Source organism: Streptomyces sp. NPDC058457 (assembly GCF_042720695.1).
Taxonomy (GTDB): Bacteria; Actinomycetota; Actinomycetes; order Streptomycetales; family Streptomycetaceae; genus Streptomyces.
Window position 1 is genome coordinate 36,991 of the sequence record NZ_JBHXLU010000072.1, and the last position, 25,802, is coordinate 62,792.

The 25,802-nt window shown below is 70.8% G+C and carries 23 protein-coding genes and 2 pseudogenes; 13 read left to right on the forward strand and 12 right to left on the reverse strand.

Translation table 11 applies throughout. The features are described from left to right. Positions 1-78 precede the first annotated feature (78 nt). The 5 genes from ACFWPS_RS39305 to ACFWPS_RS39325 all read left to right on the forward strand — a co-directional run bounded on the left by ACFWPS_RS39305 (position 79) and on the right by ACFWPS_RS39325 (position 8,374). A complete protein-coding gene (locus ACFWPS_RS39305; protein WP_383714726.1) occupies positions 79-1,242 on the forward strand; it encodes an AAA family ATPase in 1,164 nt (387 codons plus the stop codon). A 5-nt stretch (positions 1,243-1,247) separates the two neighbouring features. Beyond that, positions 1,248-4,733: a DUF5682 family protein gene (locus ACFWPS_RS39310; protein WP_383714728.1), complete on the forward strand. Its 3,486-nt coding sequence runs from the start codon at positions 1,248-1,250 to the stop codon at positions 4,731-4,733. After that, the gene (locus ACFWPS_RS39315; protein ID WP_383714730.1) at positions 4,730-6,607 is read left to right on the forward strand and encodes a hypothetical protein; all 1,878 of its coding nucleotides are present in this window, start codon (positions 4,730-4,732) and stop codon (positions 6,605-6,607) included. The genes ACFWPS_RS39310 and ACFWPS_RS39315 overlap by 4 nt, the downstream gene beginning before the upstream one ends. 161 nt (positions 6,608-6,768) lie before the next feature. Next, on the forward strand, positions 6,769-7,647 hold the full coding sequence (locus tag ACFWPS_RS39320; RefSeq protein WP_383714733.1) for a LuxR C-terminal-related transcriptional regulator: 879 nt from the start codon (positions 6,769-6,771) through the stop codon (positions 7,645-7,647). After that, complete coding sequence (locus ACFWPS_RS39325) at positions 7,634-8,374, forward strand: class I SAM-dependent DNA methyltransferase (RefSeq protein WP_383714735.1); 741 nt, start codon at positions 7,634-7,636, stop codon at positions 8,372-8,374. Before ACFWPS_RS39320 ends, ACFWPS_RS39325 begins: the two co-directional genes overlap by 14 nt. An 18-nt stretch (positions 8,375-8,392) precedes the next feature. On the opposite strand, the gene ACFWPS_RS39330 is transcribed toward ACFWPS_RS39325, so the two are convergent. Genes ACFWPS_RS39330 through ACFWPS_RS39350 form a run of 5 tightly spaced genes read right to left on the reverse strand, consistent with a single transcriptional unit; the run spans position 8,393 to position 13,637 of the window. Further along, entirely contained in the window at positions 8,393-9,556 is a 1,164-nt protein-coding gene (locus tag ACFWPS_RS39330; protein ID WP_383714738.1) for an MFS transporter, read from the reverse strand. After that, positions 9,534-10,016 carry a GNAT family N-acetyltransferase gene (locus tag ACFWPS_RS39335; protein WP_383714780.1) on the reverse strand — a complete coding sequence of 161 codons (483 nt, stop codon included), beginning with the start codon at positions 10,014-10,016 and terminating at the stop codon, positions 9,534-9,536. Before ACFWPS_RS39335 ends, ACFWPS_RS39330 begins: the two co-directional genes overlap by 23 nt. Before the next feature lie 59 nt (positions 10,017-10,075). After that, entirely contained in the window at positions 10,076-11,266 is a 1,191-nt protein-coding gene (locus ACFWPS_RS39340) for a type III PLP-dependent enzyme (protein WP_383714739.1), read from the reverse strand. Further along, on the reverse strand, positions 11,263-12,582 hold the full coding sequence (locus ACFWPS_RS39345) for a DUF6271 family protein (protein ID WP_383714741.1): 1,320 nt from the start codon (positions 12,580-12,582) through the stop codon (positions 11,263-11,265). The genes ACFWPS_RS39340 and ACFWPS_RS39345 overlap by 4 nt, the downstream gene beginning before the upstream one ends. Next, positions 12,564-13,637 carry a phytanoyl-CoA dioxygenase family protein gene (locus ACFWPS_RS39350; RefSeq protein WP_383714744.1) on the reverse strand — a complete coding sequence of 358 codons (1,074 nt, stop codon included), beginning with the start codon at positions 13,635-13,637 and terminating at the stop codon, positions 12,564-12,566. Before ACFWPS_RS39350 ends, ACFWPS_RS39345 begins: the two co-directional genes overlap by 19 nt. Before the next feature lie 279 nt (positions 13,638-13,916). Here ACFWPS_RS39350 and ACFWPS_RS39355 point away from each other — a divergent pair, with 279 nt between their 5' ends. The 8 genes and pseudogenes from ACFWPS_RS39355 to ACFWPS_RS39390 all read left to right on the forward strand — a co-directional run bounded on the left by ACFWPS_RS39355 (position 13,917) and on the right by ACFWPS_RS39390 (position 21,521). Continuing rightward, entirely contained in the window at positions 13,917-15,428 is a 1,512-nt protein-coding gene (locus ACFWPS_RS39355) for a glycoside hydrolase family 3 protein (protein WP_383714746.1), read from the forward strand. 110 nt (positions 15,429-15,538) lie between these two features. Next, the gene (locus tag ACFWPS_RS39360; RefSeq protein ID WP_383714749.1) at positions 15,539-17,026 is read left to right on the forward strand and encodes a glycoside hydrolase family 76 protein; all 1,488 of its coding nucleotides are present in this window, start codon (positions 15,539-15,541) and stop codon (positions 17,024-17,026) included. A gap of 1,151 nt (positions 17,027-18,177) precedes the next feature. Then, positions 18,178-18,270: pseudogene (locus tag ACFWPS_RS39365) on the forward strand (AAA family ATPase); the annotation flags it as partial. Positions 18,271-18,356: 86 nt separating this feature from the next. Next, positions 18,357-18,854, forward strand: a complete 498-nt coding sequence (locus ACFWPS_RS39370; RefSeq protein WP_383714752.1) for a DUF1877 family protein — start codon at positions 18,357-18,359, stop codon at positions 18,852-18,854. Positions 18,855-19,131: 277 nt separating this feature from the next. After that, a complete protein-coding gene (locus ACFWPS_RS39375) occupies positions 19,132-19,350 on the forward strand; it encodes a hypothetical protein (RefSeq protein WP_383714754.1) in 219 nt (72 codons plus the stop codon). Between the two features lie 588 nt (positions 19,351-19,938). Then, positions 19,939-20,082 carry a hypothetical protein gene (locus tag ACFWPS_RS39380; RefSeq protein ID WP_383714757.1) on the forward strand — a complete coding sequence of 48 codons (144 nt, stop codon included), beginning with the start codon at positions 19,939-19,941 and terminating at the stop codon, positions 20,080-20,082. Between the two features lie 513 nt (positions 20,083-20,595). After that, entirely contained in the window at positions 20,596-21,306 is a 711-nt protein-coding gene (locus tag ACFWPS_RS39385; protein WP_383714760.1) for a hypothetical protein, read from the forward strand. Positions 21,307-21,392: 86 nt separating this feature from the next. Then, a complete protein-coding gene (locus tag ACFWPS_RS39390) occupies positions 21,393-21,521 on the forward strand; it encodes a hypothetical protein (RefSeq protein ID WP_383714761.1) in 129 nt (42 codons plus the stop codon). A 123-nt stretch (positions 21,522-21,644) separates the two neighbouring features. Here the strand turns inward: ACFWPS_RS39390 and ACFWPS_RS39395 are convergent, their stop codons facing one another. The 7 genes and pseudogenes from ACFWPS_RS39395 to ACFWPS_RS39425 all read right to left on the reverse strand — a co-directional run bounded on the left by ACFWPS_RS39395 (position 21,645) and on the right by ACFWPS_RS39425 (position 25,744). After that, a complete protein-coding gene (locus tag ACFWPS_RS39395) occupies positions 21,645-21,899 on the reverse strand; it encodes a hypothetical protein (RefSeq protein WP_383714763.1) in 255 nt (84 codons plus the stop codon). 305 nt (positions 21,900-22,204) lie between these two features. Then, positions 22,205-22,534 (reverse strand): hypothetical protein, encoded by a 330-nt coding sequence (locus ACFWPS_RS39400; protein ID WP_383714765.1) that lies wholly within the window; start codon positions 22,532-22,534, stop codon positions 22,205-22,207. Between the two features lie 207 nt (positions 22,535-22,741). Continuing rightward, the gene (locus ACFWPS_RS39405) at positions 22,742-23,149 is read right to left on the reverse strand and encodes a hypothetical protein (RefSeq protein WP_383714768.1); all 408 of its coding nucleotides are present in this window, start codon (positions 23,147-23,149) and stop codon (positions 22,742-22,744) included. After that, positions 23,122-23,373, reverse strand: coding sequence for a helix-turn-helix domain-containing protein (locus ACFWPS_RS39410; protein WP_383714771.1), 252 nt, complete (start codon positions 23,371-23,373; stop codon positions 23,122-23,124). The genes ACFWPS_RS39405 and ACFWPS_RS39410 overlap by 28 nt, the downstream gene beginning before the upstream one ends. A 108-nt stretch (positions 23,374-23,481) precedes the next feature. Beyond that, positions 23,482-23,805: pseudogene (locus ACFWPS_RS39415) on the reverse strand (transposase); the annotation flags it as partial. 68 nt (positions 23,806-23,873) lie between these two features. Beyond that, positions 23,874-24,548 carry a response regulator gene (locus ACFWPS_RS39420; protein WP_383714774.1) on the reverse strand — a complete coding sequence of 225 codons (675 nt, stop codon included), beginning with the start codon at positions 24,546-24,548 and terminating at the stop codon, positions 23,874-23,876. Beyond that, a complete protein-coding gene (locus tag ACFWPS_RS39425; RefSeq protein WP_383714777.1) occupies positions 24,545-25,744 on the reverse strand; it encodes a sensor histidine kinase in 1,200 nt (399 codons plus the stop codon). Before ACFWPS_RS39425 ends, ACFWPS_RS39420 begins: the two co-directional genes overlap by 4 nt. Positions 25,745-25,802: the final 58 nt, after the last annotated feature.

Here is a 25,802-nt window from a genome sequence, read left to right on the forward strand (position 1 = left end):
CACCGGCCCCGCCACCCGCATCACCGCCCGTGCCGCCACCCGCTCCACCCCTCGTAGCGCCGCTAAGGACGACCACCGATGACCGCCAGCACCGCACCCCTCCGCCAGATCGTCCCGCCCGAGGACCGGTACGCCACCGAACTGGCCTTCCTCGCCGCGTACGACGCCGGTCCGCGCCCGCCCGCCTGGCGGCTCACGCCCCGGGCCGTCGTCACCTTCGTCATGGGCAGCGGCGGCCAGGCGCTGCGGCTGCCCGACGACGCCGGGGCACCGGAGGGAGTGCCGCGCCGCCTGGTCGTGGAAGGCAAGTTCGTCGGCGACCGGGCCCTCGTCGAGCGGTGTGTGGTGACCCTCGCCGGTGAGCGGGGACTGCTGCTGGTCGGCGAGCCCGGCACCGCCAAGTCGATGCTGTCCGAGCTGCTGTCGGCCGCGGTGTGCGGCACCAGCGGCCTGGTCGTGCAGGGCACCGCGGGCACGACGGAGGACCAGCTCAAGTACGGCTGGAACTACGCCCTGTTGCTCGCCCAGGGCCCGAGCCGCCAGGCACTCGTGCCCTCCCCGGTCCTCACCGCGATGTCCCGGGGTGCCGTCGCACGCGTGGAGGAGGTCACCCGCTGCCTCCCCGAGGTGCAGGACTCGCTGGTCTCACTGCTCTCCGAGCGGCGCATCGCGGTACCCGAACTCGCGGGCACGGACGACGCGTTGGCGCATGCGGCACCCGGGTTCAGCCTCATCGCCACGGCCAACCTGCGGGACAAGGGCGTCTCGGAGATGTCCGCCGCGCTCAAGCGGCGCTTCAACTTCGAGACCGTGGGCCCGATTCCGGACCTCGACGCCGAGACCGCACTGGTACGCGGCCAGGCCCGGGCATCGGTGGAGCGGGCCGGGGCGCCCTTCCAGGTCGACGACGCGGTCCTGGAGGCCCTGGTCACCGCGTTCCGTGACCTGCGCGAGGGACGGTCGGCGGAGGGCTGGGAGGTGGAGCGCCCGTCCACGGTGATGAGCACGGCGGAGGCGGTGGCGGTGGCGGGCGCGCTGGCCCTGGCGGCGGCCTACTTCCCCGGGGACCGCGACGTCCTCGGCCTGCTCCCGGGCCATCTGCTGGGTGTCGTACGCAAGGACGACCCCGCCGACGCGGCCCGGCTGCGCGGCTACTGGGACGGTCCGGTACGGCGGCGCGCGGAGCAGGGCTCGGCGACCTGGCGCACGCTGTGGGACCTGCGCACGGTCCTGGAGGCGTGACCCCGGTGTCCGACTCCCCCGAGGCGGCCCTCGCCGCCCTCACCGATCCGGCCGGGCCGTACCTGATCGGCGTACGGCACCACGCGCCCTCCCTGGCCGCCGCCGTACCCGCGCTGCTGGCCGCGGCCGAGCCGGAGGTGCTGCTCGTCGAACTGCCCGCGGAGCTGCAGGAGTGGCTGCCGTGGCTCGCCCACGAGGAGACCGGGGCTCCCGTGGCCCTCGCGGCGGCACCGGCCGACGGCAGCGGCGGCCCGGCGTTCTATCCGTTCGCCGACTTCTCCCCGGAACTGGCGGCGGTGCGGTGGGCCGCACGGAACCGGGTGCCGGTGGTCGCTTGCGATCTGCCGCTGGCGGATCGGGGGTGGCGGGAAGGTGAGCGTGCCGCGCAGGGGCCAGGTCGGTTGTCGGACGTCCTGCGTTCCCGGCTCACCGGGCGGCCGGGTGACGACCTCTGGGACCGGCTGGTCGAGGCCGCCGCGCCCGGTTCGACACCGGAGGCGCTGCGGCGGGCGGCGCTGCTGACGGGGTGGGCGCTCCGGGAGGAGTCGGCCGTGTCGGAGGTGGACCTGCGACGCGAGGAGTGGATGCGGTCTCGGCTGGCCGCCGCGACGGCAGACGGTAAGCGCGCCTGCATGGTAGTGGGTGCCTTTCACACTCCGGCACTCTTGCGCCCCCTCGGGGGCGCGGGGCTGCATTCGATTTGCGGCTACCGCCGCGTGGGCGCGACAAGCCCCCACCAGCCCGCACCCGAATGGACAACCTCCCTCATCCCCTACACCTACGCCCTCCTGGACGAGCGCTCCGGCTACCCCGCCGGTATCCGCGACCCCGAGTGGCAGCACATGGTCTTCGAAGCGGCCGGTGAACCCGACGTTTTGAATGACATGCTGACCCGCGCGGCCGTCCGCATCTCCGCCGAACTCCGGCAACTGGGCCACCCCTCGGGCCCCGCCGACGCCCGCGAGATCACCCGCCTCGCCGGAGACCTCGCCCGCCTCCGCGGCCTTCCCGCCGCAGGCCGCGGCGAACTGGTCGAGGCCGTCCAGACCGTACTGACGCAGGGCGAGCCCTACGGCCGGGGCCGAGCGGTGGCAAGGGCGATGGAGAACGTCCTGGTCGGCGACCGGGTCGGCCGCCCCGCGCCCGGCGCGCCCCGCAGCGGTCTCGCCCCGGCCGTGGAGGCCGAGCTCACCGAACTCGGCCTGCCGGGCCCCGCGGACAGCGGCCCCGGCGCCGCCCGGGACCTTCGGCTCGACCCCCTCCGCTCGGATCTCGACCGCCGCCGCGAACTGCTGCTGCGCCGCCTGATGTTGTGCTCCGTGCCGTACGCCGAGCGCAGGTCGGTGACCGGCACGGGCGGTGCGGACGCCCTCACCTCGCGCTGGGAGGTGCGCTGGACCCCGGCCACCGCCGCGATGCTGACGGCGGCCGGGATCCGGGGGGTCACCCTCGCCCAGGCGGCCGAAGGCCTGCTGCGCGAGCGGAGCCGCAAGGAGCGGGACGCCGGTGGCCCGACGGCGGCGCAGGTGCTCGACGGCCTGGAGCAGGCGGCGCACAGCGGCCTGCCCGGCCTCGTGGCGGAGCGGCTCGACGACACCGCCGAGGTGCTCCAGGCCGCCGGCACCCTCCCCGAACTCCTCGCCGGGCTGGCCCTGTTGGACCGGCTCAGGACCGGTCACATCGCGGGTCTCGACCCTGACGAGGACCGTACGGCCAGGGCCGTCGCCGTGGCCGAGCTGCTGACCGCGGCCGCGGTGCGCCAGGTGGACGGCCTGACCGGTTCCGAGGACCCGGCCGACGCCCGCGCCCTGCTCGAACTCGCGCACCGCGCCGACCTGTCGGGCGGAATCCGGCTCGCCGACGCCCTCGCCCGGCTGGCCGCCGACGGCTCCCCGTTGATGCGGGGCGCCGCCGGAGCCGTTCGCGTGCTGCTCGGGCAGGAGGAACCGGAGTCGTTCGGCGGCCGGGTCGCCTCCTGGGTGGACGGGGCGGTCGACGCCGAGTCCCGGTCCGCGCTCGCCGCCCGGCTGACGGGTCTGCTGACGGCCGCCGGACGGCTGCTCGAGGCGGCCGCACCGGCGTTGGAGCCCCTGGTCGACCGGGTGTCGGGGCTGTCCGACCGGGACTTCCTCGACCGGCTGCCGGCCCTGCGCGGCGGTTTCGACACACTGAGCCCGGCCGACCGTGAGCGGCTGCTGACCGGGGTCGAGGAGCGTGTCGGCGTCGACCGGGTGGCCGACACCGGCGCGATCGACCCGGCCGGGCTGGCCACCTGGACCCGCGCTGACCTCGCCGCACGCGAAACCCTGCGCACGCTCGGCCTGCTGCCTCCGCCAAGGGTACGCAAGGAGCCCGAGCCGGCCGGCGCCGCCGTGGCGGTGACGGACCACCGGCTGGCCCCCGCCGACCGCTGGCGTCTGCTGCTCGGCCGCCGTACCGACCAACTTCCCAAGTCGGCGCGCTCCTTGGCCACCGCGTTGGACGAGCTGTACGGCCGCGGCCGCGGCGAGGGCAGCCGGGGCGACCTCGGCGGCAGGGGCGGCGGGCGCCAGGCGTCGTATCCCGGGGTGCGGGAGTGGTCGGAGGAACTGGCGGCGCTGTTCGGGCCGGGCATCCGGGAGGAGGTGCTGGCGGCGGCCGCCGAGACGGGACGGCCGGACGTGCTGGCCGAGCTGGATCCGGAGAGCGTGCGGCCCTCCGTGGACCTGCTGCGCTCGGTGCTGCGGCACGCGGGCGGACTGCCCGAGGCCCGGCTGGCCGCGCTGCGCCCGCTGGTCCGGCGGCTGGTGGACGCGCTGACCCGGGAGCTGGCGACCCGGCTGCGCCCCGCACTGCACGGCACCGCGCTGCCCCGGCCCAGCCGACGCCCGGGCGGCGGCCTGGACCTGCCGCGTACGCTGCGGGCCAACCTGGCCACCGCCCGCCGGGCGGCCGACGGCACGGTCCAGGTGATCCCGGAGCGCCCGGTCTTCCGGACCCGGGCCCGGCGCGCCGCCGACTGGCGGCTGATCCTGGTCACGGACGTGTCCGGGTCCATGGAGGCGTCGACGATCTGGGCGGCGCTCACCGCCTCGGTACTGGCCGGGGTGCCGACCCTGTCCACTCACTTCCTGGCGTTCTCCACCGAGGTCGTCGACCTCACGGGGCACGTCGAGGACCCGCTGTCGCTGCTGCTGGAGGTGAGCGTCGGCGGCGGCACCCATATCGCGGCCGGGCTGCGGCACGCGCGCGAACTGGTGACCGTGCCGTCCCGGACGCTCGTGGTCGTGGTCAGCGACTTCGAGGAGGGTTATCCGGTCGGCGGACTGCTCGCCGAGGTGAGGGCGCTGGTCGGGGCGGGCTGTCAGGTCCTGGGGTGTGCGAGCCTCGACGACTCGGGGCGCCCCCGCTACTCCACCGGCATCGCGGGGCAGCTGGTCGCCGCCGGGATGCCGGTCGCCGCCCTGAGCCCGCTCGAACTCGCCCGCTGGGTAGGGGAGAAGATCGCATGAGCACGGAACGCACGAGCACGCAGCGGGACCTGCCCGCCGTCGCCCCGGCCGTGACCGCCGAGCTGGTCGCAGCCCTCTCGCCCCGGCTGCGCAAGCGGCTGGACTCGGGCATCGCCAAACTGGCGGACCGGCCGGTCGTCCGGGACGGCGACACCGTGCGCATCACCGTCGACGACGAGGGCTCCGAGCTCGAACTGGCCGCCCCCGGGGGCTTCGTGGCCGATGCGGCGGCCATCCGCTGCGGCTGCCTGCTGGCCCCGGGCTGCCTGCACCGCGCGGCGGGGGCTTCGGCGGCACCGGTGGCCGACATGACGGGGACCGCCGGGACCATGGGAGGCGCGGGCAACGCGGAGGGCGCGGAGAACTCCGAGCCCGCCAAGTCCACCGCGACCGCGAAGCCCACGGCGACCGCCACGTCTGCTGCGGTCGCCGAGCAGCCGGCGCTCCTCTCGGCCGGGCATGAGGAACCCGCCCCCGAAGAGTCCGCGACGTCCCCGCAACGCACCGCCGCCCACGCCGTTTTCGACGCCGTGGCCGCCGTGCTCGACATCGGTACGGACGGTTCCGGGGCCGTGCTGCAGGCGGAGTTGCTGCGTGCCGCGCACACCGCGCGCCTCGCAGGGCTGCCCCGGGCGGCCGCGGCGGCGGTCTCCGTGGTCACCGCGTTGCGCGCGGCCCGTGCGGCCGACCCGGCGTTCCGGCTCACCGAACTCGTCGGCGCCGTGTCGGAGACCCTGTTCGTGGCCCATCGCGTCCCGTTCGCCACGGGCGCCGAACTCGCCGGACTGCGCGGCACCGTACGGCAGCCGTACACGCCGGACGGTTCGCTCCGGCTGTACGGCCTGTTCTCGGAGCCGGTGCTCACCGCGAGCGGCTATGCGGGTGCGGTCACCTGGACCGCCGACGCCGAGGGCCGGCTGTACACGCTCTCGGACGTGGCACCGGGCGGTGCGGGCCGGGCGGTGGGCGCCGCCGACCGTGCCGTACGCGTCGGGGACACGGCGCTGACGCACCGGGAGTTGGCGCGGGCGGGCCTCGCGGTGTCGGGGGCGACGGTGTCACCGACCGGTCGGCTGGGGGCGGGCGCGGGGGTACGGGCGGTGCGCGCGCCGGGTGCGGACTGGCGGGCCGCGCCGCTGGACCGGTTGTGGGCGGTACCCGTGGCCGAGCAGGTCGGTCGGGCGCTGAGCGGCGGCCACGATCTGCTGTTCCTGGAGGTGACGCTGGTCGGCGCGGTGCGCGAGGCGGCGGGTGACTGTCTGCTGGCCGACTGCGGCGGTGTGCCGTTGCGGCTGACGGCGGCGCACGACCATCCGGCGCTCCCGCACCGCGACAACCTGCGGCTGCTGGCCGCCGCGCGCGGCAGCCGGCTGCGCGTGATCGCACGAGTCGCCACGGCCCCGCACGCCCGCGCTCACCTCCTCGCGACCGAGCACCCCACGAGCGCCGGGAACCGTGTCGACGTGGGGCTGGACCGACTCCAGCAAGCGGACCTGCCGACTCCGGCACCTGCAACTCCCTCTGCCCATGCCCATGCAGCTGTGCCTGCCTCGATCGACGCGGTGCTCGCGCCACACGAGGCGCCCCTGCACCTGCTGCACCGGCGGGTCGGGCAGGCGGTTTCGGGCGGGCGGCGCGTGCTGGCCTTCCCGGGTGACTCGACGGCCGATGCCCGCCGTCTGCACCGGCACGGTCTGGGCACGGCCGGCGATATCCTCGACGAGTTGCTCGCCGCGGCGGCGGAACGTTCGCGCGACGCCTTCGGACGTCTCCTTCCGGCGGACACCGGCCGCTTCGCCCGGGCCTGGCTGACCGCGGCACGCTACACGGACGAGGTCGACCGTGTGCTGTGTGCCGCCGCCTGGGGCGGCTGATCGGGCAGGGCGGCCTTATGCGGGCCGCCGCTCCCCCGTGCCGGCGGCCCGCGTGACCGGAGTCGTCCCGTCCGGTGCCGGTGCCAGGTTGAAGCATGCGGCACCCCGCCGTTGCATGGGTATGCGTATAACTGCGTAGGGGCACGACCAGAGAGGAACACGTGTTACAGGGGCTGGACAGGGCCTATGAACGCCTCACCGAACTGGCCGTGGCCGCGCTCAGCGAACGCGCGCCCGAACGGCTCTGGCCGCTGCTCGCCGACGCGGTGACCGCTCTGTGCGGCGGGGAGACGCTGATCTACAAGCTGGACGACTGGAGCGAGGGCAAGGGCACCCTCGGGATGTCGCCCGCTGCCGCCGCCGCGCTGGGCCGGCTCGGTGACGAGTCGCTGGGGGTGCTGCGCTCGGGCTACCCGTTCGCCCACCACTACGCGGCCGGCCTCGGCCGGGCACCGGTCACGGCCCGTCGGCTCGCGGGCCGCGCCTGGCCGGTGAGCGAGACCGCGCAGGTGCTCGCTGACGGCCTGGACCTGGACCAGGTACTGGCGCTACCGCTGCCCGGTACGGTCACGCCGATCACCGGCTGTCTGGTCTACCGCTCCGGCTCGGACTTCACCGACGACCAGGTGCGGATCGCCGAGCGCGCGCAACCGCTGCTGGCCGCCGTCGAGCAGCAGCGCCGGCTCCTGGAACAGTGGCGCCGGCTGTCCGCGACGGCCGGCGAGCCGGCGGAGAGCGCGGCGGACTGTGCGCTGACGCCCCGTGAACTCACCGTCCTCCTCCTGCTCACCGACGCCCTGACCGCCGACGCGATCGGCCGCCGGCTGGGCATCTCGGCGCGCACGGTCCACAAGCACGTCGAGAACATCTACCGCAAGCTCGGCACCCGCGACCGCCTCGGCACCGTCCTGCACGCCCAGCGGTTGGGTCTGGTCCCGACACCGGACCAGGCGCGGGCCGGCAGGGGGCCGTCGACCGGGAAATCCCGTGGACAGCGACTTCGTCCGCCCGGCACAGTGGCCGATCGTGACGAGCAGTGAACTGTGGAGCCAGGCCGAGGCCGACCGCTACGACGGTGAGGAGAACGAGATGTCCTCGGCCGCCGTGCTCGGTCCGACCGTCGGCTTCCTCGCCGAACTCGCCGGAGACGGGCGGGCGTTGGAGTTCGCCATCGGTACGGGACGGGTCGGTGTCCCGCTCCGGGAACGCGGGGTGCCCGTCGCGGGCATCGAGTTCTCCGAGCACATGGTGGCCGTCCTGCGGCGGAAGACCGACGAGGAGACCCTGCCGGTCGTGATCGGGGACATGGCGACGGCCACCGTGCCCGGCGAGTTCGCCCTGGTCTATCTCGTCTACAACACGATCTCGAACCTGCTCACCCAGGACGAGCAGGTCGAGTGCTTCCGCAACGCGGCCCGGCATCTGAGGCCCGGCGGCCGGTTCGTGATCGAACTCGGGGTGCCGCCGCTGCGGTTGCTGTCACCGGGGCAGGTCGCGGTGCCGTTCGACGTCTCCGCGGGGCACCTCGGCTTCGACACCTTCGACCTGGTCGAGCAGATCCTGGTCTCGCACCACCTCACCCGCGACGGCGAGGACGGCCGCTACCGCCGGGACGCCTCCCGGCACCGGTATGCGTGGCCCGCCGAACTGGACCTGATGGCCCGGATCGCGGGCCTCGCGCTGGAGCGCCGGGTGGCCGACTGGGACGGCTCTGCGTTCACCCAGGACTCCACGAAGCACATCTCGGTGTGGCGCAAGCCTGCGTGACCGTCGCGACCGTACCGGTCACCCGCTCGCCGGCGTCCACTGGATCCGCGTGCTGCACAGGGACACCACGACGGCCGCCGCCGCGACCACTCCGAGGCCCCACACCAGGCTGCTCGAACTCGCCACGAAACCGATGAGCGGCGGCCCTGCCAGCAGGCCCGTCGTGCCCATGGCCGCGACCAGCGCCAGCGCCTGCGAGCCCTGTTTCGCCGCGGCGACATAGACGCACGGGGTCACGGCCGCACAACCCAGTCCGACACAGGCGAACCCGACCAGCGCCGCCGCCACTCCCCCGCTGAGCAGGGCGAAGGCCAGCCCGGCGGCGGCCAGGGCGCTGCCGAGCAGAACGACGCGCCCGTCGCCCCAGCGGCTGCGCCAGCCGTCGGCGAAGAGGCGGGCCAGCACCATCATGCCGGAGAACACGGCGATGCCCATCGGCGCCAACTCCGCCGTCGACTTGGCGACTTCCCGCAGGTAGAGCGCGGACCAGTCGTTCATGGCACCCTCGGTCACCGTGCCGAACGCCATGGCGCAGCACATCCAGAGGGTCACCCGGGACGGAAGGCTCCATCCGGCGCGGCTCCTGCCCGGCTTCTCCGCCGCGGGAGCCTCGTCCTCGAGAAGGCCGGGGCGGGCCAGCGCCGTCAGCAGGACGAGGACGACGGCGGCCACGCCGAAGTGCGCCGTGACCGAGGAGGTGGCCGCGTTCATGCCGGAGGCGAGCAGCGCGGCGAGCAGGGAGCCGGCGCTGAACGTCGCGTGCAGTCTGGCCATGGTGTTGCGTGCGTACCGGGTCTCCAGGGCCGTGCCCTGTGCGTTCATGGCCACGTTCAGACACCCCACGCCGACGCCGTCCGCCACCATGACCAGCAGGGCGACCGGATAGTCCGGGGCCAGGGCGAGTGCCACGAGCAGCAGGGTCAGGCAGAGGGCCGACAGCAGCGACAGCCGTGCGGAGCCCAGCCGTTTCATGAGCACCGGCACCAGCGGGAACGAGGCCACGGCGCCGATGCCGGCCGCCATCAGCAGCACCCCCACCTCGGCCGCGGTCAGCCCGAGGTCCGCCTTGACGGCGGGGATCCGCGAGGCCCAGGTGGCGTACTGGAAGCCGAGGGAGCAGAACAGTGCGGCGATGGCCAACTGGCTGCGGCGGAAGGGATCACGGACAGGGAACACACACATCAACTCGTTTCGTCGACTCGGCCGTCGCACGGGACATGTAGACGGCGTTCGCGCCGTATCCGTCCGGGGAGATCCCCGGGTACGCGGTGAACCCGCGCGCCGACCAGAACGGCTCGCTGCGGCCGACGGCGATCAACGAGATCCGTTCGAATCCGCGTGAACCGGCGGTCAGGGTGAGGTGGTCGAGGAGCCGCTGCCCCAGTCCTCTGCCGCGCAGCCGTTCCGCGACCACGATGTCGTGCAGATGCAGATTGCGTGGGTGGCGCACGGAGACCTCGGACTCCTCCGCCCGTTCGAGGTCCGGATATCCGAAGGACGGATACGGCAGTGCCAGCAGGTACCCGGCCGGCTGCGCGCCGACGTCCAGGACGAAGCAGGTATCCGGCGAGGCGTCCGCCCTGGACCGCAGGGCCGCGAGACCCTCCGAGAGGCCGAGTTCCGCATAGGCCCGGGATTCCATCGCGGCGATGGCGTCCCAGTCGGTGTCGGTGATGTGGCGTACGCGTACGCCGTCGCCGTTCACGGCCGGCCTCCGCCGACGCAGGTGTACGGGAGCGGGGCGAAGCCGTTGAAGCCCTGGGTCGTGTAGCTGATCGCGTAGGCGCCGCTGGCGAGCACCCAGACGGGATCGCCTGACGCCAGCTCTCTCGGGACGTGGACGAGGGCGTGTCCCTGGGGGTAGGCGTCGTCGCTGTCACAGGTGGGACCCGCCACGACGGCGGGGACGTACCCGGCATGGGGGTGGGTGGGGAAGACGAGCGGGTACTGCAGCGCGTCCATCTCGTAAAGGCCGTTGAACTTGCCGCAGGTCAGGTAGAGCCAGTGCTGCCGCTCGCCGTCCGGTCCGCGCCGCTCGGCGAGACGGGTGACACGGGCGCGGATGGCCCCGTGGTCGGCGACGAGGTGGCGCCCCGGCTCCATGACGAACGCGAGGTGTTCGCCGTGGACTTTCCTGAGGTGGCGCATGCCCTCGCGGACGACGGCGAAGATCTTGTCCAGCGGGGGTTCCAGGGGCAGGCCGTGCGGGTCGAGGTATCCGAGGGCCGGCAGACCTCCGCCGAGGTTGACGTGGTCCAGGACGATGCCGCGCCGGCCCAGGGCGGTCAGGACGTCCGCCAGGCACTCGACGGCGCTGTGCCAGGCGTCGGCCGTCATCTGCTGGGAGCCGACGTGCACGGACAGGCCGGAGGGTGTCAGGCCCGTCTCCCGGGCCGCCGCCAGGATCCGCACCGCGTCCGCGGGCGAGCAGCCGAACTTGTGGCTCAGTCCCCACAGCGCCCCGTCGCCGCTCGTCGCCAGCCTGCAGAACACGCGGGCTCCCGGGGCGTGGGCCGCGACGGCCGCCAGGTCCTCGACGCTGTCGGTCGCGAAGTCCCGGACGCCGAGGCGGTGGGCGGCGGCGATGTCCCGGTCGGACTTGACGGTGTTGCCGTAGTGCATCCTGCCGACCGGGACGCCCGCGCGCAGCGCCTGCTCCAGTTCGCGGGGGCTCGCCCCGTCGACCCCCGCGCCCTCGCTCGCGAGACAGGCGAGGACCTCGTCCACGGGGCAGGACTTCATGGCGAACCGGATGTCGACGCCGGGCAGTTCGCGCCGCAGGGTGTCGTAGCCGCGCCGGATCCCGGCCAGGTCGAAGAAGATCCCGTCCTCGGTGGCTCCCGCCAGCGCGGCGAGCAGGGTCGCGGAGGCATGGGCCGTGGCCGCCGTCACCGCTGCCGCCCGGGCGTCCGCGGTACGTAGGTGCGGCGGGCCGCGCCGACCAGCGGCTCCCACGCCTCCGTCAGCAGGGCAAAGTCCTCGATGTCGCCTCGCGCTTCGTCGAGGAGGCGCTCGCGGCGCCGGTCGAGAAGGTCGGCGAACTCGGCGTACCGGCCGCCGAGTTTGCGGTACGCGGCGTCGAGGACGTCCAGCCGTTGGACGTTCTCGCCCCGGTCGAGCCCCGCGCTCTCCCTGGCCAGCCGGGCCACGGCGGCCGCGCGCACCTGCCCCTGTCCGTCGAGCAACGACGTACCCGCCCCGGCCATGCGGTCGTAGACGAAGTTGAAGTAGAGCATCGACAGCAGGAACTTGACGAAGCGCAGCTGGTACGCCGTGAACCCGGAGTCGGTACGGCGTTCGCCGGTGTAGAAGTTGACGATGTTCCGGTTGTGCAGGACGCCCGGCAGCGCGGCGTCGTGGACCAGGTGGATCAGGAAGTAGTCGCTGCCGATCGTGTCGGTCGCCGGCGGCAGGGGCACGCGTTCGTGCACGCCGTGGAAGGCGATGTTGCACATGTCGACGCGCATGGGGTCGACGACGGTCAGCGTGGAGTGGTCCGCGGTGAAGGCGTCCGTGCCCGCGCCCCGGAAGGACTCCTCGACGAGTTCCCTCTTCTGCTCGGGCGACCAGTCCACGGGCGCCCACAGACCGACCATGTCGTGGTACACGCCGGGGTCGATCCGGAGTATCTCGCCGATGTCCACGGACAGTTCGCCGACGAAGGAACTGCCGACCATCGCCACCCGCCGGTCCATGCGGTCGGCGGCGAGTGCGGTCTCGGTGACGTGGGGAGCGGCGTCGGCCGCGCGCCTGCCGAGTGACAGCAGTTCGTGATGGACGGGGAAGACCTGCTCGCCGTCCACGGCCTGGTACCGGCTGTCGGAGTCCCTGCGGTGCACGGACTCACAGCCGAGCGCGGCGGCGAGCAGGAAGGCGCGGTTGGTGCAGGCGCCGTAGGAGAGGCGGGCCGGGAGCATCAGGTCCAGCAGGAGGTCGGGCTTCGTGGCCGCGGACCGGTCGATCGTGCGGCGCAGGAAGTCCCGCTGCCGCACCTCGTCGAGGTGGTGTACGACGATCCGCGGGTCGTCCGGTATCCGGCGCACGGCCTCGGCGTGTTCGGCGTAGGCCGGTGCGGCGCAGGAGTCCAGGATCAGGAGGTGCACCTCGACGTCGAAGTGCCGGGCGGCGTAGGCCGCTTCCTCGGCCACGGCCGTGATCGTCGCCGTGCAGGGCCTGTTGGTCGGCAGGGTCAGGCAGATTCGGCGCATGTCTCTTCTCCGGCCGGCTGCGCTGCACCGTCGAGGTCCGCCCCGCTCCAGGAGGTGCGGCCCAGCAGCTTGGCGCCGAGTTCGTCGAGCGTGGCCCTCCCGTACCGCAGGGACTCGTGCCGTGTGGCGTCGCCCAGCAGCGTTCCGTTCCAGTCGGGTGTGGCGAGGGTGCGCCACGACTCGACCCGGGAACGCCTGAGCTCCTCGTGGGAATCCAGCGCCGGCATCATCGACAGGTACTGGACCGCACGCACCGTCTGGTCGGAGGTGTTCGGTGCCACGCCGTGTGCCAGCAGCCCGTTGAAGATCAGCAGGTCGCCGGCTTCGAGCTCCGGACGGACCACGGGGAACTCGGCGCGGTCGATGCTGGGCCGGATCGGGTCCCGGTCGTCCGGCTGGAACGCCTTCCACTGGTCGAACCGCTTGAACAGCTCGGGGCAGCACTGGAAGCCGCCGAGTTCCGGACTGGTGTCGGTCAGGGCGATGATCCCCTGGACCCGCTGCGGCAGTACGCCGAGCGTGGTGTCGACGTCCCAGTGCAGCTCGATGTCGAAGCCCTCTTCCGTGCCCGGGATCAGGGCCCGGTCACGGTTCTTGATGTTGGGCGGGTTCAGGTTGAGCCGGTCGAGCGTCACCCAGAGCTCTTCGCAGTCCCAGATGTCGACGAACGCGTCGTAGACCCGGCGGGTCTGGCGGCTGTCCCAGATGAGCTGGTGGTGATAGGCCTCGACGAAGCCGTAGATGTGCAGATCCCGGTCCAGGTCGGAGCGGTACTCGCGCTCCTCGTACCAGGTCTCCGGGCGCTCGGGGTCCAGTCCCTGGAACTCCCAGGCGAAGTCGAGCAGTTCGCGGGCCGAGGCGGCGGGGATGGCCTGCTTCACCACCACGTAGCCGTACGTCTGCCAGTGGGCGAAGTCCTCCTCGGAGAGGACTCGCAGCGGGCGGCTCTTCGTCAGGTCCCGCAGGGGTGTCCGGGCGAGGTAGGTCTCGCCGTCCGAGCTGAAGTAGGGGATGTCCGAAGGGGCTCGATGGAGATAACGGTCAGTCGTGGGCATTCGGTGCTCCACACCTCGATCTCAGGTACCGGCGGCCCGACCGGGTCGCCAACTGCGCGGAGTGAGGGACGGGGACCGCTCCGGCAGGGTCACTGCACCACGGGCCGCGCCAGCCCCTCTTCGAACTCGCGTACCTCCAACTTGGACTAGACCAACTCATCCTGTCAAACACCGCAGTTGAGGGCGCGTTTCACCAACAGGGCACGATCCGGGCCCACTTGACACGGGTGGTTAGCTGACGGAGACGCATTGGTCTGTACCAACAGGAGGGCGCACGCTATGGTCTCCAGCAAGCACAGCGAGGAGTTGCGACGACTGGCGCGCTCCGTCCTGCAACCGGGGTTCGTGGGCACCACGGCCCCCGACTGGGTGCTGCGCGAGATCGGGGACGGACTGGCCTCGGTCGTCCTCTTCTCCCGCAACATCGTCACGCCCGAACAGGTAGCCCGCCTGACCGGGCAACTACGCGCGGAGAACCGGGAGTTGATCATCGCGATCGACGAGGAGGCCGGCGACGTCACCCGGATCGAGTCGGCGACCGGCTCCACCCGGCCGGGCAACTTCGCACTCGGAACCGTCGACGACACCGAACTCACCGAGGCCGTCGCCGCCGACCTGGGCCGCCAGCTGCGCGCGGCCGGTGTGAGCCTCGACTACGCACCGAGCGCGGACGTGAACTCCAACCCCGACAACCCGATCATCGGGGTCAGGTCCTTCGGCGTCGACGCCAAGGTGGTGGCACGGCACACCGGCGCCTGGATCCGGGGACTCCAGTCGGCCGGCGTCGCCGCCTGCGCCAAGCACTTCCCCGGCCACGGCGACGTGGCCGTCGACTCCCACCACGGGCTGCCCGTCTACGACGCCGACCGCGAGCGGATCGCCGAGCAGGCCCTGCCGCCGTTCCGAGCCGCCATCGACGCGGGCGTCCGTGCGGTGATGAGCGGCCACCTGCTGGTCCCCGCCTACGACCCCGAGCTGCCGGCCACGCTGAGCCGGCGCATCCTGGACGAACTGCTGCGTCAGGAGCTGGGGTTCGACGGCATCATCGTCACCGACGCCATCGAGATGGGTGCCGTGACCGGCCGCTACGGGATCGGCGGGGCCACTGTCAGGGCCGTCGCCGCCGGTGCCGACGCCGTCTGTGTCGGCGGCGAGAACGCCGACGAGGCCACCGCCGGACTGCTCGTCAACGCCCTCACGGAGGGCGTCCTGGCGGGCGGCCTGCCGGAGGAACGGCTCGCCGAAGCGAGCCTTCGCGTCCGGGAGTTCGCGGCCTGGTCGGCGGGTCTCACCCCGGTCGGCGCCGCCGCCTGGGACGCCGACGGCATCGGCTTCACGGCGGCCCGCCGCGCCATCCGGCTGGCCGGAGCCGTACGGCACGCCCTGCCCCTGGTCAACGCACCGCACGTGGTGGAACTGGTGCCCACCACCAACCTGGCCATCGGGAAGGAGACCCCGTGGGGCGTGGCCGCCCCGCTGGGCGAGCGGCTGCCCGGGACGACCTCCGTCCGGGTGGGCCGCGAGGAGCTGCTGTCACGGGCCGGGACGCTGGAGGCGCAGGCCCTCGCGCCCGCCTCGGGACGGCCCCTGGTCGTGGTGGTGCGCGACGCCGCCCGGCACGCGTGGATGGCGCAGGCCCTCGCGGAACTGGTCGCCGCCCGCCCCGACGCGATCGTCGTGGAGATGGGCCTGCCGGGCACCGTCGTCCCCTCGGCCGCCCAGATCTTCACGCACGGTGCCACGGCCGCCTCCGGGGTGGCCGCCGCCGAGGTGCTGGCGGGTGCCCTTTAGTGCAGACCTGGGGGCAACTTCCGTACCCGTGAGCGACGTTGACGCCGGGCCTGCCCTTCCCTACGTTCCGAGAGCGCTCTCACCTCCGTCCTTCGAAGCAGGGAGGTCCCATGCCCTCCGCGCACAGACCGAGAGGCCGCCTCCTTCTTCGCCGACTGGCGGCGGCACTCGCTCCGGCTCTGTTCACCGTCCTCATCCCGCTCACGCCCCCGGCGGCCGCCGCCGACACCTCCGCGGCGGCCGCCATCTGCAACAGGTACTGCGACACCCGGGACCCCGCGCTCTCCCCGGGTGACCGCACTCCGGTCACGGCGAGCGTCTACTCCCGGTCGATCGTCCTGCACTTCGACGACGCCGACGCCATGGGCTGGGCCTCCATCGACAACGGCAACCCGGGGGACGAGGTGTGGCTCGACCGTTCCTTCGACGGCGGCCGCACGTGGAGTTCGGGCAGCAAGCTGGGCGACACCACCGTGCCCACCGGGCAGCGCGGCTGGCGCACACTCATGTACAACGTGGACGACTGGAACAACCTCGGCGTCGGCGCCCTGCGCGCCTGCGGAAAGGCCGGGGACCGCGCCGAGATCGCGTGCACCCCCTGGGCCCGCACCACCTGGAACGCGGGCGAGCCGCGCACGGCCGCGGCCACCGGCCTGATGACCTTCTACGACTACGGAACCGGCCTGTTCGACACCACCGGCTGGTGGAACTCCGCGAACGCCCTGACCGCCGTCATCGACAACATCCGTGTGACGGGCATGGGCAGTTACCGGTACGCGATCGCCCGCACCTACGACCTGAACATCAACGCCCAGGGCGGGCAGTTCCGCAACGACTACCTCGACGACACCGGCTGGTGGGGCCTCGCCTGGGTCGCCGCCTACGACCTGACCGGCGACACCCGCTACCTGGACACGGCCCGCGCGGACGCCGACCACATGGCCGCCTACTGGGACGGCACCTGCGGCGGCGGGGTGTGGTGGAGCACGGCGAGGACGTACAAGAACGCGATCGCCAACTCCCTCTACATCCAGCTCAACGCGGCTCTCCACAACCGTGTCCAGGGCGACACTACGTACCTGGACCGCGCCCGGGCCGGCTGGTCCTGGTTCCAGAGCACCGGCATGATCAACGGCTCGCACCTGGTCAACGACGGCATCGACCTGTCCACCTGCGGCAACAACGGGCAGGCCGTCTGGTCGTACAACCAGGGCGTCCTCCTCGGCGCCCTGACCGAGCTGTACCAGGCCACGGGCGACGGCCAACTGCTCACCACCGCACGGCAGATCGCCGACGCCGCCACCACGACCTCCCAGCTCCACACCTCCGACGGCATCCTGCGCGATCCGTGCGAGAGCGGTGACTGCGGAGCCGACGGGCCGTCCTTCAAGGGCGCCGACGTGCGCGGCCTCGGCAAGCTCGACTCGGTGCTGCCGGACCACCCCTACTCCGCGTACCTCAAGCGGCAGGCGGACCGCGCCTACGCGAGCGACCGCAACGCCCTCGACCAGTACGGGCTGCGCTGGTACGGGCCGCTCGACCAGGCGGACGCCGCCCGCCAGCAGAGCGCCCTCGACCTGCTCGACGCGGTGCCCTGACCTTCCGACGGCCTTGCCCGGTGCGCCGACTCCCGCAGCTTCGAAGCCCACTTGACTCTTGTGACGGCCAACCGCTGTCCGTTGGCCAGCCGTTAGGGGGACCTATGCAAGATGTGGTGCCGGCGATGCCCGCGAAGGAGCCATCGCACGGCTACCACCTGCGTGAGTGGCCGTCCTCACCACCCTCGGCCCGCCGATCCGTCACACAGACCCTCAGCGCCGGGACCACCTGAACCAACGGGCGCCAGGGACGCCGGGCGAGCCGGGCAGGTCAGGAGCCCCCGAGAAACGTGACACGCACCTTTCGCCGGGGATTGTCCCTGTTCGTATCCACCAACCTCCGTTAAGGCAACCCGCAGCATAGCCAGGGATCTCCAGGCCCAGTCCGGGTGGGCGGCTCTGCACAGCGGTACGTGGGAATCGGTGGTGTGGTTGCTATATGCCGGCTGCTGTACCGACCCGAACGACCTGCTGACGTAGCAGGGGCGGAGCTGGCGGGCGGCACCTACCGTAGGCTGCCCCCCGCTGTCCCTGGCCATCAGCGATGCATGGCGCGCTGGCTGCGGCGGAACGCCGATCGCCTTCAGACGCCGGCCGAGGGTGTGCGGGTCGATCGGCTGTCCGGGGTAGATGCCGTGGAACAGCCACTTGGGTTCCTCGATCGGAACGGTGGCCGTGCGGCCGTTCCCTCGTTCGGCGAGTTGCCGAATCAGGTCGTCCAGGGACGACCAATGGACCTCTCAGGCCGCAGCCGAGCTCCTGGTGGCGTTAATGGTCCTGACTCGACCCCACTTTTCCGGCCCGAGTTGGCCCCACCGGCAAGATGCTCGCGTTCGGCGCGGGAGACCATGTCGGCGAACTGAGCCCGCATGGTCGGCAGGCGCAGGACGCGGCAGGCGGTGTCGATGGCGGCATCGGAGACGGGCTCGGTCAGGGTGTGGTGCGGGCCGATCATCGTGGGTCCCTGCCAGGTCGATGATGCAGGAGCGGGTTCCAGCGCTCAAGCGCTGGAAGAGGACGCTGGTCGGGTGGCAAGCGAGCGGTCCAGCGTTCGGTCAGGCTCGGCAACGGCATCTCCGGGGGACAACTGGTTGTAGCGGTGAGACGGTGACCATCGGGGACCGGCCCTCGGCCTCGGCGGCCTTGCGCGCGACCGCCTGACCTCCAACGGCACCATCATCGAGACCGGCACCGAGTCCTACCGACTCGCCCGGACCCGGGCCAAGCAGCAGGCCGGCCGATAGCAGGACGCGCACACATCCGCCGGGCCGTCGTGTGGTTGGATCACGCCCAACGAAATCGTCGCGGCGGTGGGAGGGCGGCTCGCGCGGTGCTTTTCGCCCTAACCGCCCAAGACGCCGAACGCATCCTGGCCTGCCCGGGCGACGACGATGTCATCGCACTGGTCGAAGAGGTCGAGGACCGTTGGGACATGGACCACCTCTTCGAACTCGACAAGTCCTGGGACGCCCTGCACCGCTGCTTCACCGACGGCGACCTCGCCTTCGAGAACGGCGAGTACCCCTTGTCGCACGTCATCCTCGGAGGGGTACCCCTGCACGAGGGCGACGACTACATCGTCTGCTACGTCGCCTCGGACCAGGTCCGCGAGGTCGCGGCAGCCCTGGAACCCCTGGACAACCAGTGGCTGAGCAACCGCTTCGCCATGCTGACGCTCGACGCCTACCAGGGCACCGGCGACGCCGAGGAAATCGCCTACACCCAAGCCTTCCTGCCAGGGCTGATTCGGAGGTCTGGGAACTGGCCAGCCATCGGGCTCCGTCTTCTCTCGTGGATGCTTTTCCACAGTTCAACGGGGTGTTCATAGTCTCCGTGAACCCGTGATCACGCTCGCTGTAACGGTTTCGCGAACGCCAGAACTGCACTGCGTGGTGTTGAAGCGGCGGGTGGTGCTTTCGACAACCTCCACCAAGGTGCAGCCCTTACGGTGTCAGTTCGAGCGATCTCTGCTCTGCGTTGGCGGGAGACGGCGGAGAAACACCGTCGTCGCCCCCAACGGCGCGCTGCGGACCGAGACGAACGACGCCCTCGGCTCCAGCGGCTTCCTTGCCGACACCCCACTCCAGCAGCCACCCCACTACTGCATGCTCGCCACCAGCAGATACCCGCTGCTCCTCGCGATCGACTACGCGGAGACCCGCCGCGACCAAGTCGACCAGGTCCGCGACGTCCTCGCCGCACGCCGCAGCAGCACGCCCGTATGCGTCCTGCTTCTTGCCCGCGGCCGCGGCAACTGGTGGCCCGCCCTCCGCCGCGCCCGCCAGGGCACCGCCGTGATGAGCACACCTGGGCCGCTGGGGTGACCAGGTCGACCGTTTCCCGTGCGAGCCGGTCCACGGCGCGTGTCGCCGGCGTCGTCTCGGCGATCCGGCGCACGTCGTCGTCCAGGGCGCCGAGCTCGGCGAGGCCAGCGCGCACCGACGTTGTACGCCTCGGCGACCACGTCCACACCTCAAGGTCGACCGCAGTCGCGAGCGAGTCGGCGACCTGCTGCGCGGCTCGCCGTAGCGGCTGGATGTCGGCGAGCTCGGCCACCGCCCGCCCCGGAGCCTCGAACCCGTCGGTGAGCTGCCGCGCGACGATCCCCAGCAGCCGAGCCTCGGCGTCCGCGTACAGATTGCGGACTCCGACGGACAGGTCCTCAACGATTCTTGGATGAATCATCATATTTCACCCACCCAGTTACTGTTGTCCACCGGGGTTTGAAAAGGCGATGTAGATAAAGATTTGGTCTGCTGCTGAAGTTTTTTCCCGAACGGATTTGGGTCGACGGCTGGCGGGCCTTAGATTGATGTGCGCCGACTTTCGGGGCGGATGGATCGACGAGGCATCCGGACAAATTTTCGGGTGTCTCGCAGATTAATCCGATAACCCTAGAGATCGGAGGCGCGATGTCGAGTCGCCCTGAAGAGCCGAAGCGTTCGGAACTGACGGATGAGGAGGCGGAGCGCCGCAGGGGTCGCAGTCACGAGCTGAAGCTCAAGATCGTGGAGACGGCCGGCAAGATCCTCGGAAAGCTCCTTGACCGGATCTAACCCCGAGGTAGCACAACGGCCCGGCGGTAACCGGGCCGCTGACCTGCGGTAACAGGTAAATAGGTAAGAGCGGCCGTCCGCCTGGTGTAGTGACCAGGGTTACCGGGCGGCCGTTCCCTTGTCCCCACCTTGCCTTGGTACCTCCATGGCGGGTCCGTCCCAACACCTTAGCGGTGGAGCATCACCCACCCCCCTCTCGTGAACCGTATCACAAACTATTTGATGCGCTCTTTACCTTTAGGGTCACTCGGAAGAGTGAATTAAGGCGAAAGTGGTGGCGCGTTAATTATTAGATGAATACGTCGACCCACATAGGACTGGGCAGCAGTTGGCCAGTTTCGATAAGAATTCAGTCAACTTTGGTTGGCATTGCAGTGTCGTCCCACTCACAGGGCCGATTCAAAGTGCTGGTGACCTTGAAGAGTTGCTGGTCACGGAGGTGTGAAGGGGTGGTGGCGGGCCGTCACGAAGACAACGAGGCTCCGGTTGACGGGGTGATCTGCCAAGTCGCCCTTGCCACGCCAGCGTGAACTGCTCGACATCGCAAAACGGTTGGCGACACTGTCGGATCCACGTGACCGCCGTGGCCGATGGCTGCTGAGCGCGACCTGCGCGGTGCCGGCCGGGGCCCGCTCCTACCTGGCCATCGGCCAGTGGGCGCGCAACGCTCCGCAGGATTCCCTCGCCCGCCTGGGCATCCATCCCCGCGGTCCGCTCGGCATCCGGTCCGCTCCTGCCACCTCCACGATTCGCCGTGTGCTCACCCTGGTGTGCCCCGGCGGGCTCGCAGACCTGCTCGGCTCCGCCCCGGCCGACGCCGGGCAGATGGCCGTGGACGGCAAAAGAGCCCGCGGCTCGCGCACTGACACCGACGACGCCGTTCACCCGCTGTCAGCCGTCACCGGCTCCGGACGCGTCATCTCCCAACTCCCGGTGCCGGGCAAGACCACCGAGGTCGCTGCGCTGCTGGCGCCCTTCGACCTCACCGGCGTGACGGTCACCGCCGACGCGTTGCACACCACCCGCGTGCAGGCACGCCGCGCTACGCACGTCACCGGCCTCAGTCTGGGCTTTCCGCACGTCGCGCAGGCTGTGAAGATCCACCGCTACCGCACCGACGTCAAGAACGGGAAGACCACCCGGCAGACCGTCTACGCAATCACCAATATGACCTCCTGTCAGACATCTCCGCAGCGTCTCGGGCAACTCGCCCGCGGCCATTGAGGCATCGAGTCCGTGCACCACACGTGAGGGACACGGCCTTTGCCGAGGACGCCTCCAAAGTCCGCACCGGGCACGGGTCGGCGAACATGGCCACACTGCGCAACCTCGCAGTCAACACACTCCGCAATGGCGGTCACCGCAGCATCGCCGCCAGGCTACGACAGGTCTCCTACGTGCCCTTCACGCACCCGCTCGACCTGATCGGACTCGCTTGACCTGCACCGAAACATGATCACCAGGACTTTGAATCAGCCCTGGGGCCGGCCCTGCACCGGGCCCGGACGGACCACACCCGTCTCCCGTGCCGCACGTTCTTCGCGGGCCCAACACAGGGCCGTCTAACGCGAGACTTCGCCTTCACTCCGGCACCGGCCGCGGGCCGTCTCGATGGAGGCCAGCTCCTCATCCAGCACGCTCTCCGGCTCCGGGAACGCACGGGCGCTGAGCTCGCGCATCCCCTTGGTCTGCCGTTCGACCGCCATCACGATGTCCTGGTCGACCAGGCGGGGCGGGGCGGTCTGACGGTGCTCGGCGAGCGCGCGATGGTAGTCGTCGCCGGCCGACTCCCGTGTCTTCGCTGGTCCCTTGGGCACGACCGTCATATCCGAGGCAACGTCGGCCAGGTCGGGCGCGGGCACTGAGCCGGGCGCAAGGATCCGCAGGTGGCGTACGACCGTCCGGCCTGCCGAGGTGTCGGCAGGCCGGGGAACTAGCCGCGGGTACCAACGCAACGGTCCTGACCGGGCTCATCCAATCCGTCTGGCACGGATTGTCAGTGCGGTCCAACGTCGACACGGCTCGCGAGGACCTGCTCGCGACGGCACAACTTGCTCACCAGCTGATCTGCCAACAACTCACGTCACCAACGTCCTGACCCGCAACAACTAGGCCCTAACTATCACGAGCTGATGATAGTTAGGGCCAAAGCCTTACGATGTGCGGCTTCCAATCCGCTGTACGTCTCCCGCACCGTCGGGTGGTACTTCGCCTGTTGCGGCGCCGTCTTGCGAGCCTTGAGGAGGCTCTGGAAGGAAGCTTCGAGCTTCCCGGTCCACATCTGTGCGCGAGCCACCTCGGCGTAGTGGTGACTCGTACGAGACTTCGGCCGGTCCTGCGGGATGGTGAGGCCACCGTTGGCTTCGACTGCTTCGCCGTACCGGTCAAGCTCAGCCAGGACGGAGACCCGGTACACCTTGACGTTGGTGGGGCCGAAGGTCAGGTAGTGCACCTTGACAGCTTCTACAGTCGTCCCCGCGATCCGTTCCGCCTCTTCGAGGTGAGACAGGGCCCTACCTGAATCGTGAGCTCGGCCGGCCATCACGGCACCACCGAGGTGGAACTGCCCGGTGACGACGTCGCGTTCGTGGGACTGGTCCGCCTGCTGGAGCGCGGACAACCCTCTGTCAACAAGACGCCGCCCGATCTCGAACTTCCCCTAGCTCAGGTAGGTGAGGGCACGGAGGTACTGGTACATGCCGCCGAGGACGGCATCGGAGCCTCGTTCTGCGGCCCAGTGCATGCGAGCAAGTGAAAGCTGTGCAAGATCGGGGAATCCGAGCTTGGCTGCGACGTCGTAGGCCGTGCGGTAGAAGGACGCGAGCGTCAGCCAGCCCTCCGTGCTGTTCAAGGCATGGGCCGTGGTGGTGCCCTCCTCGATGAGCCCAGCGACGTTACTGGCTGCCTTCTTGATCTCGCCGGCGCGGACAGCCACCAGGAGTGCATCGGCGTCGCGCTTGAGTTCGTCGAGATCTCGCGGCCGGATGTCGGAATCGGCCCCGAGGTCGTAGACGTCCAGAGCTTCCCTGATCGGCCGTATCAGGACGTCGAGTTCGTCAGCCCGCAACTCATCCGTGTAGGGCTGGCCGACAACCGGGGCGACCTCGATCCGCAGGCCGCGGGAAAAGCAACGATGACGTGCGGGGTGGCCGCAATGACACCCTGCTCGGTCTTCGTGTAAGTGCTGTATGGAATCCCGGCCAGCTCTGCGGCCGCTCTTTGAGTGAGGTGGCGTTCCCGGCGCAACCGCGCCATCCGCACACCGGTGTGGTCTTCGAGCAGAGCGTGCATACTGGCTCCTGTTCTGCATCGACACCAGAACAGTACCTGCGGTCGGCTCCGCAGGGCACGGACGAACCCCACTCCGCCGAGGACACAGTTGGTTAAATCGGGGCCCGTCTATTTTGCCCCGCCGGTCTGACGATCTGCGGGGCAAAGCGCTGCGAATTGGCTGGTTCGGGTGTGGGCTCGTGGAACGCCGGTGAGGTGGGCGTCGGTGCGGGCGAGGTTGATCGCTGCTCCGGTGAGCTGGTGCTGGAGGCTGGTCTTCGCCAGGCCGTGGTAACGGGATCTGCGCAGGCCGCAGCGTTGGACGTCCCGAGAGATGGTCCCCGCCACTCCTGCGCGGGTCTTGTAACGGTCCTTCCTGGTGGCGGTCTCCTGTTCAGCGCGGGCCCGGCGGAGGGCTTCGTGTTCTTCGCGGGGCCGCAGGGTCAGACAACGGCCAAGGCTGGAGGTGGTGCCCTGCCCGCCGTTGAAGCGGACCCGGATCATCGGACACACGGCGTTCCTCACGGCCTGGGCCCGACGGCGGTCAAACCGGACTGGTACGCGATCACCACCAGTTGAGCCCTGTCCCGCGCAGCCAGCTTGCCCATGGCGCGTTGGACATGGCTGCGCACCGTCAGCGGACTGACCACCAACATCTCGGCGATGTCGACATTGGACTTCCCGCTCCCGACCAGGGCCACGATTTCCCGCTCGCGCTGGGTGAGCGTGTCGACGCCTTCGAGGGAGACGGCGCTGCTCGGGTCGGGAGCCGCGAGGAAACGGGTGATGAGCGCTCGGGTGGCTGTGGGCGACAACAGGGAGTCACCCGCCGCCACGGTCTTGATCCCATCGAGCAGTGTCTCGGGGGTGGCGCCCTTGCCCAGAAACCCGCTCGCACCCGCCCGCAACGCCTGGGCCACGTATTCGTCGTTCTCGAAGGTGGTCAGGATGAGTACCCGTACGTCCGACAAATCGGGGTCCGCGCAGATCGCGGTGGTCGCGGCCAGACCGTCCGTGCCCGGCATGCGGATGTCCATCAGCACCACGTCCGGGTGGTGGGCGCGGGTGAGTTCGATCGCTTCATGACCGTTGGCGGCCTCTCCGATGACGGTCATGCCCGGGGTCGCGTCGATGAGAACGCGGAAGGAGGCCCTCAGGAGGGTCTGGTCGTCGGCCAGCAGGATGCGAATAGTCATGACGCGAAACTTTCTGGTGTGCCGGTGGGGGCGAGGGGCAGTACGCAGGTGACGTCGAACCCACCGTCGGGGCGAGGTCCGGCACTCAGAGTTCCGTTGAGCGTCTGAGCTCGTTCCCGCATACCGATGAGGCCGAAGCCTGTGGAGGAGACGGGCGCGCCGCTCGTGGGGCCGTCGTTGCTGACGCTCAGCGTCAGACGGTCCGGAGCGTATGTCAGGCGTACGCGCGCCGCCCGGGTCTGGGCGTGCTTCGAAACGTTGGTAAGTGCCTCCTGCAGGATGCGGAAAGCGGTCAGGCCGATGGTCGAGGGGAGTTGGCGGGGGGTGCCCTGCACCCGGACATCGACTTGGAGTCCGGCCGCTGCCAGGCTCTCCGTCAATTCCGGCAGCCGATCGAGGCTGGGCACCGGTTCCAGCGGGGAGTCCGTGTCGGTGTCCGCGCGCAGCAGTCCGACCGTGGCCTTGAGCTCCTGCAAAGCCGAGGCGGTCTCACCGACCAGGTTGTCGAGCATTTGGATCGACTGTTCCGGGTGAGTTCGCGCCAGGTGTGCGGCGATGCCTGCCTGTGTGTTGGCGAGGGTCAGGTGATGTGCTACGACGTCGTGGAGGTCCCGGGCGATGCGCATGCGCTCCTGGGCCACTCGGTACCGCGCCTCCTCCTCCCGCGTCCGCTCGGCGTGCTCGGCCCGGGCGTGGGCCTCCGAGACGTACGCTCGGCGCATCTGCACGTAGCTGCCAAGAGCGGCAGGGAGAAATGCCCAGGCCATGGGATTCACCGTGGACAGAACGAGCGGGGTGCCACTCGGGCCGAGCAACACCCCCGTGGCCATGACAGAGAGGGCAGCGCCCACGGACCAGTCACGCACGGTTCGCCGCTCGGCCCGGGTGCCCATGAAGTAGAGGGCCACGATCAGCGGAGCCATGGCCAGCGGGTTGAGGAGATAGCCCGACGCTGCTTCCACCATGGCACACACCGTGGTCACAACCACCACGGAACGTAGATGGGTGCGGTGCCAGAGGAGGGTCAGTCCTGCGACGGCCGAGAGGACCATCCCGGGCCATGCCGCCAGCGGGTGCATGAGCTTGTCACCGGAGATGACAGTCCCGACGACGCTCAGGCAGATCAGCAGCAGCACCGCAGGGATGCTGCTGCCACGGGAGGAGTGCTTGCCACCGCCCCGCCGTCCGACCTTCATCATTCTCTCCAAGGGATGCGAAACGCGTTCACGGGCGGTTGGGCGCCCCCCCGTGTGC

Coding starts and splice junctions, on each gene's coding strand:
- ACFWPS_RS39305 (WP_383714726.1), top strand. CDS start 79: ATGACCGCCAGCACCGCACCCCTCCGCCAGATCGTCCCGCCCGAGGAC.
- ACFWPS_RS39315 (WP_383714730.1), top strand. CDS start 4,730: ATGAGCACGGAACGCACGAGCACGCAGCGGGACCTGCCCGCCGTCGCC.
- ACFWPS_RS39330 (WP_383714738.1), bottom strand. CDS start 9,556: ATGTGTGTGTTCCCTGTCCGTGATCCCTTCCGCCGCAGCCAGTTGGCC.
- ACFWPS_RS39335 (WP_383714780.1), bottom strand. CDS start 10,016: ATGGAATCCCGGGCCTATGCGGAACTCGGCCTCTCGGAGGGTCTCGCG.
- ACFWPS_RS39345 (WP_383714741.1), bottom strand. CDS start 12,582: ATGCGCCGAATCTGCCTGACCCTGCCGACCAACAGGCCCTGCACGGCG.
- ACFWPS_RS39350 (WP_383714744.1), bottom strand. CDS start 13,637: ATGCCCACGACTGACCGTTATCTCCATCGAGCCCCTTCGGACATCCCC.
- ACFWPS_RS39355 (WP_383714746.1), top strand. CDS start 13,917: ATGGTCTCCAGCAAGCACAGCGAGGAGTTGCGACGACTGGCGCGCTCC.
- ACFWPS_RS39360 (WP_383714749.1), top strand. CDS start 15,539: ATGCCCTCCGCGCACAGACCGAGAGGCCGCCTCCTTCTTCGCCGACTG.
- ACFWPS_RS39375 (WP_383714754.1), top strand. CDS start 19,132: ATGCTCGCCACCAGCAGATACCCGCTGCTCCTCGCGATCGACTACGCG.
- ACFWPS_RS39380 (WP_383714757.1), top strand. CDS start 19,939: ATGTCGAGTCGCCCTGAAGAGCCGAAGCGTTCGGAACTGACGGATGAG.
- ACFWPS_RS39390 (WP_383714761.1), top strand. CDS start 21,393: ATGGCCACACTGCGCAACCTCGCAGTCAACACACTCCGCAATGGCGGT.
- ACFWPS_RS39410 (WP_383714771.1), bottom strand. CDS start 23,373: ATGCACGCTCTGCTCGAAGACCACACCGGTGTGCGGATGGCGCGGTTG.
- ACFWPS_RS39420 (WP_383714774.1), bottom strand. CDS start 24,548: ATGACTATTCGCATCCTGCTGGCCGACGACCAGACCCTCCTGAGGGCC.
- ACFWPS_RS39425 (WP_383714777.1), bottom strand. CDS start 25,744: ATGAAGGTCGGACGGCGGGGCGGTGGCAAGCACTCCTCCCGTGGCAGC.